Below are 18,199 nucleotides of genomic sequence, written 5' to 3' on the forward strand. Positions count from 1 at the left end.
GAATGTTCTCACCGGCCAACCAGGCTCATTTCAACCTGACCATCGATGGCGCGGACAGCGATTTCCAGGTGCTGTCGTTCACCGGCCGGGAAGCCCTCAACACGCCCTTCGAATTCGAGCTGGAACTGGTCAGTGAAAAGGCCTCGATCAACCTCGAAAGCCTGCTGCACAAACTGGCGTTTCTTCAACTGTCGCCGAGCGGCAGCGGGATTCACGGGCTGGTTTACAGCATTGCCCAGGGCGAGGCGGGCAAGCGCCTGACCCGCTACAGGATTTCCCTGCGCCCGCAGCTTTCATACCTGGCTCACCGCTTCAACCAGCGCATTTTCCAGCAGATGACCGTACAGCAGATCATCAGTCAGGTGCTGGAAGAACACGGCATCCTCGCCAGCGATTACCACTTCCAGCTGAGTGCGATCTATCCCGAGCGCATCTACTGCACCCAGTACGATGAAAGTGACCTGCACTTCGTCCAGCGCCTGTGCGAAGAGGAGGGGATTCACTACCACTTCCAGCACACCGCCAGCGGCCACAAACTGACCTTCGGCGATGACCAGACGGTGTTCCCGAAACTGGCGCCGGTGGCCTATCAGCAGGACTCCGGACTGGTGGCGGACAAGCCGGTGGTCAAGCGTTTCGGCCTGCGTCTGGCCACCCGCACCAGCCGCACCACGCGGCGCGATTACGACTTCGTCAAACCGAAAATCGAGCTGGAAAGCGACGCCAAAAGCAGCGCCCAACCGGACCTGGAAGACTACGATTACCCGGGCCGTTTCGTGGATCGCGAGCGCGGCAAACACCTGGCCAATCGCAACCTCGAACGCCATCGCAGCGACTACCGCCTGGCCGAGGGCAACAGCGACCAGCCGATTCTGGTCACCGGGCATTTTCTGGCCCTGACCGACCACGCCAACCCGACGTGGAACGACCTGTGGCTGCTCACCGAAATCTTCCACGAAGGCAAACAGCCGCAAGTGCTGGAAGAGTCGGTGACCAGCGACACCTCCGACGACAAGGACGACTTCCATCAGGGCTATCGCAATCGCTTCAGCGCGATCCCCTGGGACGTGCCGTACCGCCCGCCGCTGGATCACCCGAAACCCAAGGTTCTCGGTTCGCAAAGCGCCGTGGTCACCGGTCCCGAAGGTGAAGAAATCTTCTGCGACCAGTACGGCCGGGTGAAGGTGCAGTTCTTCTGGGACCGCGAAGGCCAGCACGACGACAAGACCACCTGCTGGATGCGCGTGGCCTCCAGTTGGGCGGCGGAAACCTTTGGCTCGATCAACATTCCGCGGGTCGGCATGGAGGTGCTGATCACCTTCCTCGAAGGTGATCCCGACCAGCCGCTGATCACCGGTTGCCTGTACCACGGCGCCAACCTGCCGCCGTACAAGCTGCCGGACTTCAAGACCCTGGCCACGGTCAAGAGCAAGGAATACAAGGGCAGCCGCGCCAACGAACTGCGCATCGACGACACCACCAGCGAGATCAGCATCGCGCTGCGCAGTGATCACGGTGCGAGCGCGATCAACCTCGGTTACCTGACCCATCCGCGTCCAAGCGGCGGTCAGCCTCGGGGTGAAGGTTTTGAATTAAGAACCGACCGCCACGGCGCCGTGCGGGCCGGTGCCGGTCTGCTGATCACCACCGAACCGCGCCCGAACGAATCGAAACACCACAAGGACCTGCCGGAAACCGCCGAGCGTCTGGCCACGGCCAGCGATCAACAGGACAGTTTCGCCACACAGGCCAAAGAGCTTCAAGCCCAGGAAGCGGGCGATCAGGATGACGTGGCCAAGGCCTTGCACGCGCAGCATCAGGGCGTGCTCGGAAGCGGCCCGGCGAACCTCACCGCCAATGAATTCCCCGAATTCACCGAGCCGCATCTGGTGCTCGCCAGCCCCGCCGGCATCGCCCTGACCACACCGCGCTCCAGCCACATCGCCACCGGCGAACACCTGGCGCTGAGCAGCACCGGGCACACCAGTTTCTCCATCGGCAAACGCCTGCTGGCCAGTGCCAGCCGTGGGATGCGTCTGTTCGTGCAGAGCATGGGCTGGCGGCTGGTGGCGGCCTCCGGCGACATCGACGTCAAGGCACTGAAGGACAGCATCAACCTGCTGGCCAAACTCAACATCACCGCCAACGCCGATCGCATCACCATCACTGCCAAAACCGAACTGGTGATCCAGGGCGGCGGCAGCGCCACCACCTACAACGCCGGCGGCATCACCCACGCCACCAGCGGCCCGTACACCGCCCACGCGGCGAACTTCGCCTACACCGGGGCGAAATCCCTGGCGGGCGTGTTCCCGGAACCGCCGAAACCGGGCAAGGGCAATCTGGAGCTGTTCAACCAGTACGCCGGGCGTCAGGGCATCAAGGAAGGCGATTACGAAGTCATCGATGCCTTGGGCAAAAGCATCAAGGGCAAGCTCGACGCGAAGGGCTTCGCCAGTGTGGCCGGCGCCGCACCGGGCCCGGCGCGGGTGTTGTTCGGCAAGGATCCGGCGGACACCTGGAGCGAAGGCAGCTACATCGGCAAGCCGGAATGGCCGTTGAATCCGCCGGGTGCGGAAGACGTGCCGAGTCAGGTGCAGGCGATGGTCGCGCAGGCGCTGCCGGGCAAGAACTGGGACTTGTTGGAGAAGGGCAAGGAATTGGCACAGACAGGGATGGGCGCGATGCAAACGGCGCAGCAGGTGAAGGGTGCAGTGCAAGGCGGAGCTGCCGGGCTGCCGAAACTGGCGAGTGCGGCAATGCCGAGTGCGTCGGGGATTCTCGGGGCGGCGAGCAAGAGCGGCAAGTTGCCAACGCTTCCGGCTCCAGCCCTGCCAAAAACTCTTATTCAAACCCCGGGCCTGCTGGCGGGTGAGATGCTGTCATGACCACTGAAACTGCTGTTGTAAAACGTGAACCTCAGGTTGCGATCGTTCCTTTAAATGCCATCGACATTCAGGATGTCGCCAGCAGCGCGGCGACCTTCGATGCCTGGCTGCAATCGGCCAGTGGCGGCGTGGTCACCCTCGACCGGATCAAGAACGTCGCCGGCGCCTTACCCGTGGTAGGCAACATCATGGCGCTGGTCGATGCGCTGGGTGACATCGTCACCCTGTCGAACGCGCAGAAACGCGACCTACTCGCGTGGGCCAGTCTCGGTATCAATCTGATCGGTGTTTTGCCGCTGCCACCGGCAATGGCGGCAGCACGCATGACCTTGCGCCCAACCCTGTTTCTGGTGCGTCAGGAGATGAAGGCCACCAGCAAGATGCTGCTCAGTTCATCGGTCATCGAAGTCCTGATCGGACACTTGAACGAGTCCATCATCGGTACGCTCGACGATTTCGTTGAACAGGCCAAAGGCAAGCTGCCGGGCATTCTGGCGGACGCTGGCAAGCTGGGCGAGGACGTCATCAACGAGATTGCCAAAGGCCTCGAGACGGTGGCCAATGGCAAGCTTGATGCCAAGGGCGATCTCAATGCGGCCAGCGCACAGGCGAGTGCAGCGGTCGATCAATTCAAGAATGATCCCCTTGCGTCGATCGGCAACATCTTCGGCGCCGCGGCCAGCGCCTATAAAGCCGCAGGCAAAGGCTTGGCCAACAGTGCAGCCGATCACCTGCTGCCCGATGACGTGAAGAAGCGGGTTGCTACGGAAACCGCAAAACTGCGAGCGATGGGCCCGGAGCTGCGCACCCAGTTGAGTAAGCTGGACGATGAGTCCGTTCAGAACTCCATCGGCTGGTTGCTGTTGATACTGTCCAGTGCCGTGGCAGTGTGGCGCAAGCGCAATGCCCATGGTCAAGGGGCCGGTGTCAAACCGGATCAGACCAGCCAGGCCAAGCGCACGGCCTCGGAAGGGGCGCTGGGAGCGACGGGCCGACAGGCTCCGGCGACTCACGCCCCTAACCCGAAAAGAAACTGTGCCTGCTCCAGCACCCGTCACAGCATTAACTTTTCCCTGGGTTCGGAAAGCCTCAGCCATACCGATTTCAGCCTGCCCGGCCCATTCCCGATCGAATGGACACGCACTTACAACTCACGCCTCGACGCCTACGATCAGAGCGAGCTCGGCGCCCGCTGGATCAGCGAGTTCACCACACGTTTCGACTGCGTGGACGATGGCCTGACCTTCTACGGTGCCGACGGCCGTGACCACAGCTATCCGCTGCCCAAAGTCGGTCTGTTTCATTACGACGCCATCGAAAACATCACCCTCATTCGTGCCAGCGAAGATCAGCTATTGCTGTGCCACGGTTTCGAACGCAAGGAAACCTACGTCCGTCGTGGCCAGCGTTATGTGCTGACCAACATTTCGCTGCGCAATGGCGCCGGGATCATGCTGCATTACGAGCATCGGCACGGCGAACAATCGGTGCTCTCGGACCTGATCACCTATCAGGAAAACGACTTCACCAAAGTCCACCTGCACCTCGGTACGATGATCGACGATCACGGCCGACTGACGGGTCTCTGGCAAATCGTTGACGGCGAACCGCAGCGACAGCTCTGCGCCTACCAGTACGACGCCTATGGCGACCTGATTCAAGCACAGGACGAGAACGGTGCAGTCTGGTCGTATCAGTTCCAGCATCACCTGATCACCCGCTACACCGACCGCACCGGACGCGGCATGAACCTGCAGTGGGACGGCCCGGGCTCCAAGGCCAAAGCCATCCGCGAATGGGCGGACGACGGCAGCTTCGACACGCGCCTGGAGTGGGACGAAAACATCCGTCTGACCTACGTCACCGACGCCCTCGGCAACGAGACCTGGCACTACTACGACATCCTTGGCTACACCTACCGCATTCGCTACGCGGACGAGCGTTCGGAATGGTTCTTCCGCGATGAGGCCAAGAACATCGTGCGCCGTGTCAATGCCGACGGCAGCACCGATCGCTACAGCTACGATGAACGCAGTAACCTGCTCGAACACATCCGTGCCGATCACACGGTGATGCATTACGCCTACGACGATCAAGACATGCTGATCAAAATCAGCGATGCCGAGGGTGGTCAGTGGCAACGCGCCTATGACGACCAAGGCAACCTGGTCGAAGCGCTCGATCCGCTGGGCAACAAAACCGAATACGCCTACAACAAATCCGGTCAGCCCACCGCGATCAAGGACGCCAACGGCAACGAAAAGACGTTGGACTACAACGACGCCGGGCAAATGGTCGAGTACGTCGACTGCTCAGGCAAGACCAGCGCCTGGGAATACAACGAACTGGGGCAGATGATCTGCTTCACCGACGCCGCCGGTAACGCCACCGAATACGAATACAAGGCTGGCCAACTGGTGCTGATCAAGCACCCGGACAAGACTGAAGAGCGCTTCGAACGCGACGCCGAAGGCCGGCTGTTGACGCATGTCGACGGTCTCGATCGCTGCACTACCTGGAGCTACAGCGCGGCCGGTTTGATCGCCGAACGTGTCGATGCCGCCGAGCAAACCCTGCGCTATCGCTGGGACCGTCTCGGACGGCTAACGGCTCTGGAAAACGAAAACGAACAACGCGCACACTTCCACTATGACCCGGTCGGTCGACTGCTGGAAGAGAGCGGATTTGACGGGCGCAGCACACGCTATCAGTACGACTCGCTAACCGGTCGCCTTGCCCAATCGATCAATGGCAAACGCGTCATCTCGGTGAGCTTCGACCCGATGGGACGTTTGACTGAACGTCGCGCCACCTTGGGCGAGCAGTCGCAAAGCGAAACCTTTGCCTACGATGGCAACGGCAACATGGTGCTGGCCGACAACGCCGACAGCCGCCTGCAATGGTTCCACGACCCGGCCGGCAATCTGCTGCGCGAACACCAACATTACCTCGGACTGGAAAAGCCCACCGTCGCGATCTGGCAGCACGAGTACGACGTGCTTAACCAGCGTGTTGCCACCGTTCGCCCGGACGGCCACCGCGTCAGTTGGCTCACTTACGGCAGCGGCCACCTGCTGGGCATGCGCCTGGACGAGCATGAGCTGATCGGTTACGAACGCGACGACCTGCACCGCGAAGTTGCCCGCCACCAAGGCAATCACCTGCTGCAAACTCAAAGCTGGGACCCGGCCGGTCGCTTGCAGGAGCAACTGCTGGGGCGCAGCGATGACAAAAGCACGCTGCTCAAGCGCGAATACAAATACGACGCTGCCGGCCAACTGACTGACATTAACGACAGTCGCCGCGGCCCGCTCGCCTATCGTTACGATCCCGTCGGCCGACTGCTCAGCGCCGTGACGCGTCAAGGCGTTGAAACGTTCGCCTTCGACCCGGCCGGTAACCTGCTGGATGACCAGACTGCCGAAATCCGTCGTCCACTGGATCTGACGCCACCGCGCAGCAAACTGGTCGACAACCTGCTGCGCGAATACGCCGGCACCCACTACGACTACGACGAACGCGGTAACCAGATCCAGCGCTGGCAAAACGGCCAACGCAGTGATCTACGTTGGGACCTGTTTGATCGACTGGTGCATTTCGAAGATCCGCGCCTGAGCGTGGATTTCGCTTACGACGCACTGGGACGACGCCTGCACAAAAACTCCCGTGCGCACTACAAGCAGCGGCCTGAAGCAGGTTCCCTCTGGAACAGAAACGAGCACGCCCGCAAACAGCGTGAACTGGGCTGCGGTTTTACGCTTTACGGATGGGATGGCGACAATCTTGCGTGGGAAAGCAGTCTGGCGCAGGACGATGGTGAGCCAGGTCGAACGGTGCATTACGTCTTTGAACCGGGCACTTTTGTCCCGATCGCTCAAGCTGTGCGCCACGCGCCGATCAAGCTCATGGGGCAGCCGGATTACAGCGGTGAATACAGCCTTGATGAGGATCCGTTGTGGAATCACAAAGCCACGGCATTACCGTTTGATGCGCTGGCCTGGTACCAGTGCGATCACCTGGGAACACCGCAGGAACTGACGGATTCGCAAGGCAACATGGCTTGGACCGCGCAGTACAAGGCGTGGGGGCAGGTGACGGAACAGCGTTCAGAATGGGCGCGGCAGCATGGCGTGACGAACCCGATACGGTTCCAGGGGCAGTATCACGATCATGAGACGGGGCTGCACTACAATCGATATAGGTACTATGATCCGAGGGTTGGGCGGTTTATTTCGCAGGATCCTATTGGCTTCGCGGGCGGCATTAACATCTACCAGTATGCGCCAAACGCCAATGGTTGGATTGATCCGCTTGGATTGGTTAAAGGTACAAATGAAAAAGGTCAGGTCACGAGTCGTGGAGGATGGAGAAAGGCATCTGTGAGGGACGCATGGAATAGTGCCCTTCCCGGACCGAACGGAGGCAAAATCTGTCCTGTGTGCGAAACAGAAGTAGAAGTTGCCCCAGGAACAGGTCCGCGAGATTGGGATATGGATCACCATCCCGATCCGTGGAGCAAAAGAGATTTCCCAGACGGCGTAAGTCGAAAAGAGGTTCTCGACAACTACCAGACGGGCGTTATTCTAAAATGCCCATCCTGCAACCGTAGAGAAGGAAATCGAAAATGAGCATTGTTGAACATATAGAGAAGCACTTTGGAAAAATTTACCAAGGGTGGGACTTTTCTGAAGGTGCACATTCTTATCAAGTAATTGAGTGTCGGGATGGTAGTGTGGAAGGCGTTGTCACATTTTGTACGCTGGGCCTTTCACATGTAGGGCTTAAGTCTTCGGTGTCTGCACAAGTAATACGTCACGAATTATTATTGTCTATTGATCAGAATGAGATCCCCAAGAATGCGGTCGCAATCGTAAAGCAACTCGCAGATGATGCTATTAAATCCTGTTGTGCCTTGTTGAATAACCAGTTAATACAGAGGGGGGGAGTTGTTTTTGATGATTATTCGCTCTCTGCTGTATGGATCAAGCCTCCGGTTTTTTTTGGAGATGAATCATTTTCTTATACTGGGCCTGATACGCATGGCCTTACATGCGTTTTTGCGTGGATTATTCCACTATTTGACACGGAACTTAAATATATAGAAGAAAAAGGTGCGGATGCTTTTGAAGTGTTGCTTGAAGAAACATCGATTGATTTGTTTTCACTAAGTAGGGGTAGTTTGGTCGATTAATTTTGTAGTGCAAGGTTTCTTTACTCCGTTTTCTGCAGCGAGCTTAATCGAGTTTCAATAATGGGGGCGGATTTTTTTTGATCCTTAAAGCTTTGGGGTAAAGGGAAAGAGGGGTAAAAGCTAGGATTAAAGGAGGCGGATTTTTTTGCATTATATAAATCTGTCCCCTTTAATGCCCTTTAATGGGAACCTTGCGAGGGACGTTGCAATCCGCTCAAAGAAATGCTGAATGGGCCAACGTCCTGGGTAATTGACTATGAAAATCTTCACCTTGAAATCGAACACCCGAGACTACTCGTCATTTATTGAAGAGTACCCGGCCAACCAGCAAAGCATTATCAGCCGTACCATGGCGCAGCAGTGGAAACGGTTCGACGAGAGTATCGAGCCTGTCAGACTGATCTTGACTGCCAGCGACAGCGGCAAGAAGAACTTCCAGTTTGATGTCAGTTGCGCATTGTTCCCGTTTGTCATCTTCAGTGAGGATGCCGTCGAGGCTCTCTCCGAACACTTTCTGGCTGAGCATGGGCAGTTTTTGCCCGTCATTACCGAGAGCAAGCGCAAATCGTTTTCCGGCTACTTCCCGATCGACCCGGTAAAAAAATGCCTGGACATGGAGCGATCAAAGTACCGGGAATATCCCAACGGGCTATTAGTCGAAAAAGCGGTTCTTGTCGCTCGCCACCTGCCCGAGCGAGACATGTTCGTGATTGAGGAAGGCATCAAGCGCATCTTTGTGACGGAGCGGTTCAAGGAACAGGTAGAGCAATCTGGACTGAAGGGGTTCGATTTTTCGAATGAGATAGAAGTGGTGTGATTCTGTGATCGTCAGTCGGCGAGTCGCCAATCCACAAGTCAGAGGAGTACCGCATGAAAGACGCAATCCGCCTCGGCGATTCCACCACCCACGGTGGCAAAGTCCTCGAAGCCTTCTCCCGCACCGACCTCAATGGCAAGCCTATAGCCGGAGTCGGTCACAAGGTCAGTTGCCCATTGTGCAAGGGGATTTTCCCGATTGCCGAGGGCAGCAGCACCTATACCGTCGATGGGGTGCCCATCGCGCTCGACGGTATGAAAACTGCCTGTGGTGCCGCGCTGATTGCCAGCGGCCCGAAAGGGGCGGTTGTCAGTTGAATCACTGAATTTCGATAAGGAATCAGATCTCCGGTCAGCGATTCATCCAAGACTGAGAGCCAGTCTTTCCGTACCTGGCACAACACAGCGCAGACTTGGATAAGCAAGGAGAAGGGATTATGGAATACTTTGTGCTTTCTCAAAAGGAAGAGTCCGGTTGCCCGGTCGGACTCTTGCAGGCGGATCTTTACGATAAATTCTATTCAGATACCAAGGGCGTCGAGCATGGTTTTTTTCCGTGGTATGCGGAGAAAATTCATTACAAAACTCACACGCCTTATCCAGAAGGTATGGTGCTCATTTCCAAAGACAAGTTCTATGATTTTGATATACGTAGCATTGCCCGCTTTTATATAGTTAGTGACGAATTTATGTCTGTTTGCAGCGAGTTGGATGTTGCTGTTACTGATTCGGTGCCAATCAAGGTGGTTTCCAAAGCTGGAGAAAGTATTTCATCCAGAAACTACAATGCTGTTCTTTTTGAGGAACTGGATGCGCGCTCGCAAACTGACCCGGCATCGACTTTTATAGAGGAGGATGGATTGATTTTCAGATTCAAAAAGCTTGTATTGCCAGCAGGCTTTAATCGGAATCTGTTCAAGTTCAAGGGGCTGATTTCAGGTAGTAATACGCTTATCTGTTCCAGTGAGTTCAAGAAGCTCGCGGAGGGGATCAAAGGGGTGAACTTCACTCCTCTGAAGGATGTGATCTGGTCGGGCGTGAGACCTATTTGACTGCGAGCACAGAGTTTATGAATTTTTATGTGCTTTCACAGAAAGAGGAGCAAGGCTGTCCTGCCGGGATTTTACGTGCTGATCTTTTCGACAGATATTATTCCTGCACAAGAGATGTTGAATTTGGTTTTTTTCCCTGGTACGCGGAAAGGGGGAAGCCCGGGCCGCGTACACCGTTTCCGGAGGGCATGGTTTTAATTTCCAAAGATGAAAACTATGAATTCGATATTCGCAGCGTTTCGAAATTTTTTATGTGGTGAGTGACGAATTTTTAGCCGCCTGCAATAGCTTCAACGTGAATGTGGTTGATAGCGTCAGGATTGACGTGCTTTCGGAGGGCGGAAAACGCACTTCCTCAAAACATTACAATGCTGTGTTGTTCGATGAGTTGGATGTACGGACAAACTGCGATCCAGCCTCTACGTTTGTAGAGGAAAAGGGCTGGCCAATCAGGTTCAAAAAATTAATTCTCGGTGATGATTGGAAACTCGATCTTTTCAAGTACAGAAGACTGGTATCAGGAAGTGATAGCTTGATCTGCTCTGAGGCGTTCAGGGATGCGGCAATCGATTTCAAGGGTATTGATTTCACCCCTTTGGAAACGGTTGTCTGGTCAGGGATTAGACGAATATGAAAGATGTAAAACCGGATTGTCGCCTGGTCGATAAAACCAGTCCTGTTCATATTCAGGTATTTGCAGGTAATCGCTCTGATGGCCCGGTGTACGAGGAACTCCCGGCTCGTCATGTAGGCGCGACAGCCTATGAATTGCTGTCCTCACCCGGGCTGGCGCTGAATATGGCTCGCGGAGACGTCATATCGATCAAAAACAAAAACACCCATGCGGTAGTGCTTGAACGAGGTGGTAACTTTTGCATTCACATCTACGCCGATTCCATTCCAGCTGCGGATATCGCTGAGCTGGAAGTCGATGTGCGGCGTGAACTGGGTGGAACGCTGGACGGCGTGTTTGAGGGCAATCTTTCGTTGGCTGTTCCAGCGAGCAACGGGATGAACAAGATCAACGAGGTTTTTGACCGATTTCGCGATAGAACCGGGATTCAATGGTATTACGCCAACATCTATCAGAACCTGGATGACGATGATGACGAGACGCTGTTGAACTGGTGGCTCGAAGGCTGACGACCCTGCGCCACGGGCGCAAAATTCATCATCGATACCCAAGGGTACGAAGACGTGTGGATGGCTGAGTAACCAGGTCAAAGGAGAGACAACATGAAAGACGCAATCCGCCTCGGCGACTCCACCACTCACGGTGGCAAAGTCCTCGAAGCCTTCTCTCGGACCGACCTCAACGGCAAGCCGATTGCCGGGCTCGGTCACAAGGTCAGTTGCCCATTGTGCAAGGGGATTTTCCCGATTGCCGAGGGCAGTAGCACCTACACCGTCGATGGTGTGCCCATCGCGCTCGACGGCATGAAAACCGCCTGCGGTGCAGCGTTGATCGCCAGTGGACCCAAAGGGGCTGTGGTCAGCTGAATCCATGCCTGCGCATTTCCCATGACGCGGACTTCACGGCGCGTCATTTGAATAAGTTATGCTTCAACCAAAACATGCTTCACCCAAAAAAGAGTTCAAAATTCTCCAACATTTAAAGGAATAAATATGAAGACCGCTTCGTTGATTCTCGCCATGGCCGCCGCTTTTGGCACCTGCACTCTCGCCCAAGCTGAAGGGCAAGACGCCGCCACCCTGAAAGGGATATACGACAACGGTCGCAATATGTCCGGCCTGATCAAGAGCTGTGTCGACAAGGGGTTCCTGAAAGCGGACAGCACCGAGAACGCCAACAAGATGGCCGCATTCGTGGGCAACATGCCTGGCGATTTCGACAAGCGTGACGGCGACAAGAGCGAACAGTCTGGCCGTAAAGGCGAAGTGTTCACGGATGGGGAATACAAGAGCCTGGAAAGCAATCTGCCACCGAACCTCACCCTCAAACAATGGTGCGAACAGGCGGATCAGGGCATGCGCGAAGGGTTGAAGCGCGTCGGTCTGTAACAGTCAGCTGATTCAGGACCGACACTAACGGCAACTCGATTGCTGCGGTCGGTCCTGAGGTCAGTCGAGCCCCTCGATAGACCGAACTAAGCTAATGCAAAAAAGATATTTGTTCGGTGTTTTTAATATCGTTTAGTTTTGTTTCATAGACGAATCAAAAGCATCAAACCGATAGACCTCCCGATTGCCATGACGGCACACGCTGAATCGATCACGGACTCTTCAGGTTTGATTCACACGGGAGTGAATCATGCCGCACACCTCAGACATCACCGCATTACCCATCCTCGACCTGTCCCTGCTCGACGGTACGCCGTCGCAACGCCAGGCCTTTCTCGATGACTTGCGCCACGCTGCCCGCGATGTGGGTTTTTTCTACCTGACCGGCCATGGCATCGACACCAGCCTGCTCACACAAGTGCAGGACTACGCCCGCCAGTTCTTCGCCTTGCCTGACAGCGAGAAAACCGCCGTCGGCATGATCAATTCGCCGCACTTTCGCGGTTACAACCGCGCCGCCTCGGAGATCACCCGAGGCCAGCCCGATCAACGTGAACAGTTCGATCTGGGCGCCGAGCGCGACGTCTTGCCGTTGAACGCCGACAGTCCGTTGTGGGCGCGGCTGCAAGGGCCGAATCAATGGCCCGAAGCGTTGCCGCAACTCAAGCCGCTGCTGCTCGACTGGCAGCAGGCGATGACCCAGATGTCGCTGCGTCTGCTGCGCGCATTCGCCCAGTCACTGTCGCTGCCGGAAGATGCCTTCGACCGGTTGTACGGCGACAAACCCAACGAACACATCAAGCTGATGCGTTATCCGGGGCAAGCCTCGACGGCGAGCAATCAGGGCGTCGGTGCGCATAAGGACTCGGGTTTTCTCAGCTTCCTGCTGCAAGACCAGCAGGCCGGCCTGCAAGTGGAAATCGAAGAGGGGCGCTGGATCGATGCGCTGCCTCGGGACAACACCTTGGTGGTGAATATCGGCGAGCTGCTGGAGCTGGCCACAAACGGTTACCTGCGCGCCACGGTGCATCGGGTGGTGTCGCCACCGGTGGGCAGCGAGCGTTTGTCCATTGCGTTTTTTCTCGGTGCGCAACTGGATGCGGTGGTGCCGCTTTATCCCTTGCCGACGGCGCTGTTGCGTGAGGCGCGCGGCCCGGCGAGTGATCCGCTCAATCCGTTGTTCCGCGATGTCGGCTGGAATTACCTCAAGGGCCGACTGCGCTCCCATCCCGATGTCGCTCAGCGCTTCTACGCCGATGCGTCGAATACCCGGACACCGCTTCGCAAGACCGCCAACGCCTGATCCATCACTCGCAAAAGGATTTTTCCCATGTTGAAAAAAGCAGTGTTGAAAAAAGCAGGCTTGACCCTGGCCGTCCTCGGCGCGCTGGTGACTTCGTTTGGCGCTCAAGCGCTGGAGCCATTGCGCGTTGCCGCCGACCCGGTGCCTCACGCGCAGATTCTGGCGTACATCCAGAAACTCGATCCGCAGCTCAACCTCAAGGTGATCGAAATCCCGCAGGGCGTGAACTCCAACGAGCTGCTGGTGCACGGCGATGTGGACGCCAACTACTTCCAGCATTTGCCGTACCTGCAATCTCAGGAAAAGGCCCTCGGTGAAAAACTCGCGGTGGCCGCCACGGTGCACATCGAGCCGCTGGGGATTTACTCCCATCGCCACAAAACCTTTGCCCAAGTGCCGGACAAAGGCACGGTCGCGGTGCCGAACAACGTCACCAACCTGAGCCGCGCGCTGTACCTGTTGCAGGACAACGGCCTGATCAAACTCAAGCCCGGCTTCAATGACCCGGCGGCCGATCAGGCAACGCCGAAGGACATCGCCGAAAACCCGAAACACCTGAAGATTCTCGAAATCGAATCGCCGCAATTGCCTCGTGCGCTGGATGACGTGGACCTGGCGGTGATCAACGGCAACTACGCGCTGGAAGCCGGGTTGGTGCCGGCCAAGGATGCGCTCGGTCTGGAGAAGGCCGAACACAACCCTTACGCCAACATTCTGGTGACCACACCGAAGCTGGAAAACGATCCGCGCATTCAGCAACTGGCCAAGGATCTGACCTCGCCGCAAGTCGCCAAGTACATCGCCGAGAACTTCAAGGGCTCGGTGATCCCGGTGGCGGATGCCAAGCCATGATCGTCGTCGAGCAATTGAGCAAGACCTATCCGTCAGCGTCGACGCCGGCGCTGGATCAGGTGTCGCTGAGCATTCCCGATGGCGCGATCTACGGGATTCTCGGGCGCAGCGGCGCGGGTAAATCAACGTTGCTGCGTTGTCTCAATCTGCTCGAACGTCCGGATGCCGGGCGGATTCTGCTGGACGGAGAAGACCTCACGGCGCTGTCCGATAGCGAACTGCGCCGCCAGCGTCAGCGCATCGGCATGATTTTTCAGGGCTTCAATTTGCTGCATTCGCGCAACGTGTTCGACAACGTCGCGGTGCCGCTGGAAATCGCCAAAGTCACCAAACCACAGCGCCATGAACGGGTTCGGGAGCTGCTGGATCTGGTGGGGCTGAGCGACAAGGCCGAAGCTTTTCCATCGCAACTCTCCGGCGGGCAGAAGCAGCGGGTGGGCATCGCCCGGGCCTTGGCGGCGCGTCCGGCGTATCTGCTGTCGGACGAAGCCACCAGCGCCCTCGACCCGGAAACCACGGCGTCGATTCTGGAGCTGTTGCGCGACATCAACCGCCAGCTCGGTTTGACCATCGTGCTGATCACCCACGAGCTGGACGTGGTCAAGTCGATCTGCGATCACGCCGCATCCATGGCCAACGGAAAACTGGTGGAGACGGGGCCGGTGGCCAGATTGCTCACCGATCCGCAGTCCGCCCTCGGTGCTTCGCTGCGGCCCAGTTGCGGCTTGCCGCTGGGGCATGACGCGCCCGGTTTGAGTTTTCTGCGGCAATACGGCGTGCGGGCGGCCCACTCATGAATCGCGTGATCGACTGGAACGAAATCCTGCAACTGGTGCTCAACGCCACCGGCGAAACCCTGTACATGGTGCTGCTCGCCGGGTTGTTCACGCTGTTGATCGGTTTGCCGCTGGGGGTGTTGCTGTTCATCAGCCGCCGTCAGGGTCTGTACCCGCTGCCGAGGCTCAATCAAGCCTTGGGCGCGATCATCAATCTGGGGCGTTCGCTGCCGTTCGTGGTGATGCTGATTGCCCTGATCCCGCTGACCCGGCTGGTGGTCGGCACCACGCTGGGCAGCACGGCCGCCGTGGTGCCGATCACCATCGGGGCCTTTCCGTTTTTTGCGCGGATTGTCGAGAACGCCCTGGATGAAGTGGAGAAGGGCCGGATCGAAGCAATCCTCGCCATGGGCGGTGACATCCGCCACGTGATTTTCAAAGTGCTGCTGCCCGAGGCGCTGCCGGCCTTGCTGGCGGGCATCACCCTGACGCTGGTGATGCTGATCGGTTTTTCTTCCATGGCCGGGGTCATTGGTGGCGGCGGACTGGGCGATCTGGCGATCCGCTACGGCTATCAACGGTTCAACAATGAAGTGATGGTCGCCACCGTCGTGGTGTTGGTCATCCTCGTCCAGGGCGTGCAAAGCCTGGGCGATCGACTGGTGCGTTCGCTGGCTCATCGACGTTAAGGAATTTTATGGGTGCGCCTGTCGCCGTGGTCTCCGAACCACTGATTCGTGTACGTGAACTGAGCAAGACCTTTGGCTCGAACCGGGCGCTGGATCGGGTCAGCCTGGATATTTTTCCTGCTGAAGTGCTGGCGCTGCTCGGCGCCAACGGTGCGGGCAAATCGACGCTGGTGAAAATCCTCGCCGGCAGCCAGGCCCACGAGGGCGGCGAGATCTGGATCGATGGTCAGCCACGGCATTTCAGTTCGCCGCTGTCGGCACGCCGGTTCGGCATCGTCGCGGTTCATCAGCAGATCAACGAAGGCATCGCGCCCGGATTGAGTGTGGCGGAAAATCTGCTGCTCGATGAACTGTGCCGCCCCGACGCCGACTTCTGGCTCAATCGCAAACGCCTGCTGGAGCGCGCCGCGAGTATCGCCGCCGGGCTCGGTCTGGTGCTGCCGCTGGAGCAACCGATCGAACACCTTGGCCAGGCTGAACGGCAACTGGTGGTGCTGGCCCGCGCCTTCGCCCTGCAACCGCGCCTGCTGATTCTCGACGAGCCCACGGCGGCTCTGTCGGATGCCGAGGCGCAGCGCCTGTTCGGTCTGATCGACACCTTGCGCAGTCGTGGCGTGGCGATTCTGTACATCTCTCATCGGCTTTCCGATCTGCAACGGGTGGCCGACCGCGCCGTGGTGTTGCGTGACGGGCAACTGGCCGGTGAATTCAGTGCCCGGCAATTGCCAGAGGCACTGGAAGCGATGCTTGGTCAGGCGCTGGAAGCCCACGTCTACTCACCGCGAGCGGCGGGGCTCGAAGTGCTGAAACTGCGCGGCGTGAGAATCCTGCCGCGCACCCAGGCTTTCGATCTGACCCTGCACGAAAACGAAGTGGTGGTGCTGACCGGCTTGCTCGGCGCCGGCAAAAGCGAGATCGCCGAAGTGCTGTTCGGGCTGCGCAAACCGTTGTCCGGATCATTGCAACTGGACGGCATCGACTGGCAACCGGGCTCGCCACGGCAGGCAATCCAGAGTGGTGTGTTTTTCGCCGCCGAAGATCGCGCGAGCCAATCGCTGGTGGCGGATTTTTCATTGCGTCGAACCCTGACCTTGCCGTTTCTCGAACGCTTCACCCGTGGCGGTTTCATCCGCAATCGTGCTGAAGCGGCGGCGGTAGAGGCGCAGGTCGCGGCGCTGGGGATCAAGACTGCCGGTATCGATGTGCCGATGAGCGCGCTATCCGGCGGCAATCAGCAGAAAGTCGTGCTCGGACGCTGGCTGCTCGGCGAGGGCCGGGTGCTGATCCTCGACGAGCCGTTTCAGGGCGTCGATGTGCGTGCCCGGCGTGAGATCGGACAGTTGCTGCGTGACAGCGCCGCTGGCCGCGCCACGCTGGTGATCTGCTCAGATGTCGATGAGGCGCTGGAGATCGCCGACCGGATCCTGCTGGTGCGCGATCACGCGGTGGTGGCCGAGTACCCGCGTGTCGGGCTGGATCGCGCCACCCTGGTCGCGGCGCTGGCCGGCAACGATCCGCACAATTCTTTTGTTCAAGCCGCGCCAAGGAGTAGAGCGAGTGCCTGATTCGAGTTCCCTGTTGTCATCCGCCCCGGCGCCGTCCGAGCGCTTCGTGCAAGCGCTGATCCGCTACGGCCTGTTGTGGGTGCTGGCGTTGATCGTGGTGTTTTTCAGTGTCGCGGAACCGGCGTTCCTGCGGGTTGGCAATCTGTTCAGCATTCTGCAGTCGGTGTCGATTGTCGCGCTGCTGGCGTTGGGCGTGACGCTGACCATGGCTGTCGGCGGGCTGGATCTGTCGATCGGCGCGGTGGCGGCGATGAGCCTGATGATCGCCAGTTACGTGATGGTGGTGCTCGGCTGGGGCGCGGTGCCGGCGGTGCTGATCAGCCTGGCGGGTGGCGCGCTGGTGGGGCTGCTCAACGGCTGGCTGATCGTGAAGATGCGCGTGCCTGACATTCTCGCCACGCTCGGCAGCATGTTCCTGGTGATCGGCGTGCAACTGATTCCCACGGGCGGGCGCTCGATTGCGGTGGGCATGACCTTGCCCAACGGCGACGAGGCCGAAGGTTCGTTCAGTGCGTTGTTTCTGGCACTGGGTCGTGGACGACTGTGGGACATCGTGCCGGTTCCGGTCTTGATCACGGCGGTGGTCGCGGTGGCGGTGTGGCTGTTTCTCGAGCGCACGCGCATCGGCCGGTTGTTCTATGCGATTGGCGGCAACGAGCAGGCGGCGCGTCTGGCCGGTGCGCCGGTGCAGCGCTTCAAGTGGCTGGCTTATGTGCTTTCGGCGCTGCTCGCATCGCTGGGCGGATTGTTGTTGGCGGCGCGGTTGGGGCGCGGTGATGTCAGCTCCGGTAATGGCCTGGTGCTCGATGCACTGGGCGCTGCGCTGATCGGTTTTGCCGTGCTGGGGGCGAAGAAGCCCAACGCGTTCGGCACGCTGGTCGGTGCGCTGCTGGTGGCTTCATTGCTCAACGGCCTGACCATGCTCAACGCGCCGTATTACGCGCAGGATTTCGTCAAGGGACTGGTGCTGGTGCTGGCCCTGATGTTCACCTTCGGCCTCGCGCATCGGGCGCGCTGAGCCGGTTCATTGATGCTTCAAGGAAAG

Annotated in this window: 16 protein-coding genes; all 16 read left to right on the plus strand. The window is 58.3% G+C overall.

The features are described from left to right. The first annotated feature begins 2 nt into the window (after nt 1-2). The 16 genes from IHQ43_RS12675 to IHQ43_RS12750 all read left to right on the plus strand — a co-directional run bounded on the left by IHQ43_RS12675 (nt 3) and on the right by IHQ43_RS12750 (nt 18,172). Entirely contained in the window at nt 3-2,888 is a 2,886-nt protein-coding gene (locus tag IHQ43_RS12675; RefSeq protein WP_192564628.1) for a type VI secretion system Vgr family protein, read from the plus strand. After that, the gene (locus tag IHQ43_RS12680; RefSeq protein WP_192564629.1) at nt 2,885-7,516 is read left to right on the plus strand and encodes an RHS repeat-associated core domain-containing protein; all 4,632 of its coding nucleotides are present in this window, start codon (nt 2,885-2,887) and stop codon (nt 7,514-7,516) included. The genes IHQ43_RS12675 and IHQ43_RS12680 overlap by 4 nt, the downstream gene beginning before the upstream one ends. Then, the gene (locus IHQ43_RS12685; RefSeq protein ID WP_192564630.1) at nt 7,513-8,079 is read left to right on the plus strand and encodes a suppressor of fused domain protein; all 567 of its coding nucleotides are present in this window, start codon (nt 7,513-7,515) and stop codon (nt 8,077-8,079) included. The genes IHQ43_RS12680 and IHQ43_RS12685 overlap by 4 nt, the downstream gene beginning before the upstream one ends. Nucleotides 8,080-8,335: 256 nt before the next feature. Beyond that, nucleotides 8,336-8,896 carry an imm11 family protein gene (locus tag IHQ43_RS12690; RefSeq protein WP_192564631.1) on the plus strand — a complete coding sequence of 187 codons (561 nt, stop codon included), beginning with the start codon at nt 8,336-8,338 and terminating at the stop codon, nt 8,894-8,896. Between the two features lie 53 nt (nt 8,897-8,949). Further along, nucleotides 8,950-9,213 (plus strand): PAAR domain-containing protein, encoded by a 264-nt coding sequence (locus IHQ43_RS12695; RefSeq protein WP_096821618.1) that lies wholly within the window; start codon nt 8,950-8,952, stop codon nt 9,211-9,213. Nucleotides 9,214-9,332: 119 nt separating this feature from the next. Then, nucleotides 9,333-9,947 (plus strand): Imm43 family immunity protein, encoded by a 615-nt coding sequence (locus IHQ43_RS12700; RefSeq protein WP_192564632.1) that lies wholly within the window; start codon nt 9,333-9,335, stop codon nt 9,945-9,947. Nucleotides 9,948-10,203: 256 nt separating this feature from the next. Next, nucleotides 10,204-10,581 (plus strand): hypothetical protein, encoded by a 378-nt coding sequence (locus IHQ43_RS12705; protein WP_192564633.1) that lies wholly within the window; start codon nt 10,204-10,206, stop codon nt 10,579-10,581. Further along, nucleotides 10,578-11,090, plus strand: a complete 513-nt coding sequence (locus IHQ43_RS12710) for a DUF4265 domain-containing protein (RefSeq protein WP_192564634.1) — start codon at nt 10,578-10,580, stop codon at nt 11,088-11,090. The genes IHQ43_RS12705 and IHQ43_RS12710 overlap by 4 nt, the downstream gene beginning before the upstream one ends. Nucleotides 11,091-11,183: 93 nt before the next feature. Next, a complete protein-coding gene (locus tag IHQ43_RS12715) occupies nt 11,184-11,447 on the plus strand; it encodes a PAAR domain-containing protein (RefSeq protein WP_039771176.1) in 264 nt (87 codons plus the stop codon). A 126-nt stretch (nt 11,448-11,573) separates the two neighbouring features. Beyond that, nucleotides 11,574-11,969, plus strand: a complete 396-nt coding sequence (locus IHQ43_RS12720; protein ID WP_192564635.1) for a hypothetical protein — start codon at nt 11,574-11,576, stop codon at nt 11,967-11,969. Between the two features lie 250 nt (nt 11,970-12,219). Then, on the plus strand, nt 12,220-13,272 hold the full coding sequence (locus IHQ43_RS12725) for an isopenicillin N synthase family dioxygenase (RefSeq protein ID WP_192564636.1): 1,053 nt from the start codon (nt 12,220-12,222) through the stop codon (nt 13,270-13,272). Nucleotides 13,273-13,314: 42 nt separating this feature from the next. Beyond that, nucleotides 13,315-14,124 (plus strand): MetQ/NlpA family ABC transporter substrate-binding protein, encoded by an 810-nt coding sequence (locus tag IHQ43_RS12730; protein WP_045121784.1) that lies wholly within the window; start codon nt 13,315-13,317, stop codon nt 14,122-14,124. Beyond that, the gene (locus IHQ43_RS12735; protein ID WP_192564637.1) at nt 14,121-14,921 is read left to right on the plus strand and encodes a methionine ABC transporter ATP-binding protein; all 801 of its coding nucleotides are present in this window, start codon (nt 14,121-14,123) and stop codon (nt 14,919-14,921) included. The genes IHQ43_RS12730 and IHQ43_RS12735 overlap by 4 nt, the downstream gene beginning before the upstream one ends. After that, a complete protein-coding gene (locus IHQ43_RS12740; protein ID WP_007955507.1) occupies nt 14,918-15,589 on the plus strand; it encodes a methionine ABC transporter permease in 672 nt (223 codons plus the stop codon). The genes IHQ43_RS12735 and IHQ43_RS12740 overlap by 4 nt, the downstream gene beginning before the upstream one ends. A gap of 8 nt (nt 15,590-15,597) precedes the next feature. After that, nucleotides 15,598-17,154, plus strand: a complete 1,557-nt coding sequence (locus IHQ43_RS12745; protein ID WP_192564638.1) for a sugar ABC transporter ATP-binding protein — start codon at nt 15,598-15,600, stop codon at nt 17,152-17,154. Then, entirely contained in the window at nt 17,147-18,172 is a 1,026-nt protein-coding gene (locus IHQ43_RS12750) for an ABC transporter permease (protein ID WP_192564639.1), read from the plus strand. The genes IHQ43_RS12745 and IHQ43_RS12750 overlap by 8 nt, the downstream gene beginning before the upstream one ends. The last annotated feature ends 27 nt before the right edge of the window (nt 18,173-18,199 follow it).

The organism is Pseudomonas gozinkensis (genome assembly GCF_014863585.1).
GTDB classification, from domain to species: domain Bacteria; phylum Pseudomonadota; class Gammaproteobacteria; order Pseudomonadales; family Pseudomonadaceae; genus Aquipseudomonas; species Aquipseudomonas gozinkensis.

Bases quoted from the DNA above. Each gene is read 5' to 3' on its own strand.
- IHQ43_RS12685 (WP_192564630.1), top strand. From the start codon at position 7,513: ATGAGCATTGTTGAACATATAGAGAAGCACTTTGGAAAAATTTACCAA.
- IHQ43_RS12675 (WP_192564628.1), top strand. From the start codon at position 3: ATGTTCTCACCGGCCAACCAGGCTCATTTCAACCTGACCATCGATGGC.
- IHQ43_RS12735 (WP_192564637.1), top strand. From the start codon at position 14,121: ATGATCGTCGTCGAGCAATTGAGCAAGACCTATCCGTCAGCGTCGACG.
- IHQ43_RS12690 (WP_192564631.1), top strand. From the start codon at position 8,336: ATGAAAATCTTCACCTTGAAATCGAACACCCGAGACTACTCGTCATTT.
- IHQ43_RS12720 (WP_192564635.1), top strand. From the start codon at position 11,574: ATGAAGACCGCTTCGTTGATTCTCGCCATGGCCGCCGCTTTTGGCACC.
- IHQ43_RS12745 (WP_192564638.1), top strand. From the start codon at position 15,598: ATGGGTGCGCCTGTCGCCGTGGTCTCCGAACCACTGATTCGTGTACGT.
- IHQ43_RS12695 (WP_096821618.1), top strand. From the start codon at position 8,950: ATGAAAGACGCAATCCGCCTCGGCGATTCCACCACCCACGGTGGCAAA.
- IHQ43_RS12740 (WP_007955507.1), top strand. From the start codon at position 14,918: ATGAATCGCGTGATCGACTGGAACGAAATCCTGCAACTGGTGCTCAAC.
- IHQ43_RS12710 (WP_192564634.1), top strand. From the start codon at position 10,578: ATGAAAGATGTAAAACCGGATTGTCGCCTGGTCGATAAAACCAGTCCT.
- IHQ43_RS12680 (WP_192564629.1), top strand. From the start codon at position 2,885: ATGACCACTGAAACTGCTGTTGTAAAACGTGAACCTCAGGTTGCGATC.
- IHQ43_RS12700 (WP_192564632.1), top strand. From the start codon at position 9,333: ATGGAATACTTTGTGCTTTCTCAAAAGGAAGAGTCCGGTTGCCCGGTC.
- IHQ43_RS12715 (WP_039771176.1), top strand. From the start codon at position 11,184: ATGAAAGACGCAATCCGCCTCGGCGACTCCACCACTCACGGTGGCAAA.
- IHQ43_RS12725 (WP_192564636.1), top strand. From the start codon at position 12,220: ATGCCGCACACCTCAGACATCACCGCATTACCCATCCTCGACCTGTCC.